1 rRNA gene is annotated in these 1392 nt (G+C 55.9%); it reads left to right on the top strand.

The features are described from left to right. Positions 1–1392 (top strand): 23S ribosomal RNA (locus GIS00_RS26720); the annotation flags it as partial.

Raw genomic sequence — 1392 nt, 5'->3', positions numbered from 1 at the left:
TACTGGTGTAAGGGTGTAGGTAGTCCGGGTAGGCAAATCCGCCTGGATGTTGATCTGAGACCTGATGCATAGCCGATTGAGGCGAAGTAGAGTGATCCTATGCTGTCGAGAAAAGCCTCTAGCGAGCTCTGAGCGGCCCGTACCCCAAACCGACACAGGTGGTCAGGTAGAGAATACCGAGGTGATCGGGCGAACTGTGGTTAAGGAACTCGGCAAAATACCCCCGTAACTTCGGGAGAAGGGGGGCCGAGGTGTGTGAAGCCCCTTGCGGGCTAGCATGTTTCGGCCGCAGAGACCAGGGAGAAGCGACTGTTTACTAAAAACACAGGTCCATGCTAAGTCGCAAGACGATGTATATGGACTGACGCCTGCCCGGTGCTGGAAGGTTAAGAGGACCGGTTAGTTCCTTCGGGAGCGAAGCTGAGAATTTAAGCCCCAGTAAACGGCGGTGGTAACTATAACCATCCTAAGGTAGCGAAATTCCTTGTCGGGTAAGTTCCGACCTGCACGAATGGCGTAACGACTTCTCTACTGTCTCAACCACAGGCCCGGCGAAATTGCACTACGAGTAAAGATGCTCGTTACGCGCGGCAGGACGGAAAGACCCCGGGACCTTTACTATAGCTTGGTATTGGTGTTCGGTTCGACTTGTGTAGGATAGGTGGGAGACTGTGAAGCGATCACGCCAGTGTTCGTGGAGTCAACGTTGAAATACCACTCTGGTCGTACTGGACATCTAACCTAGGTCCGTGATCCGGATCAGGGACAGTGCCTGGTGGGTAGTTTAACTGGGGCGGTTGCCTCCCAAAGAGTAACGGAGGCGCCCAAAGGTTCCCTCAGCCTGGTTGGCAATCAGGTTTCGAGTGTAAGTGCACAAGGGAGCTTGACTGTGAGACAGACATGTCGAGCAGGGACGAAAGTCGGGACTAGTGATCCGGCGTCGGCTTGTGGAAGCGACGTCGCTCAACGGATAAAAGGTACCCCGGGGATAACAGGCTGATCTTGCCCAAGAGTCCATATCGACGGCATGGTTTGGCACCTCGATGTCGGCTCGTCGCATCCTGGGGCTGGAGTAGGTCCCAAGGGTTGGGCTGTTCGCCCATTAAAGCGGCACGCGAGCTGGGTTTAGAACGTCGTGAGACAGTTCGGTCCCTATCCGCCGCGCGCGTAGGAGTCTTGAGGAAGGCTGTCCCTAGTACGAGAGGACCGGGACGGACGAACCTCTGGTGTGCCAGTTGTTCCACCAGGAGCACGGCTGGTTGGCTACGTTCGGAAGGGATAACCGCTGAAAGCATCTAAGCGGGAAGCTCGTTCCAAGATGAGGACTCCCACCCTTTGTGGGGTAAGGCCCCCGGCTAGACCACCGGGTTGATAGGCCGGAAGTGGAAGCAC

Source organism: Nakamurella alba, from assembly GCF_009707545.1.
In the GTDB taxonomy this organism is placed as follows: Bacteria; Actinomycetota; Actinomycetes; order Mycobacteriales; family Nakamurellaceae; genus Nakamurella; species Nakamurella alba.
The sequence above is the reverse complement of the archived record's forward strand: the minus strand, read 5'-3'. Positions and strand labels throughout refer to the sequence as shown.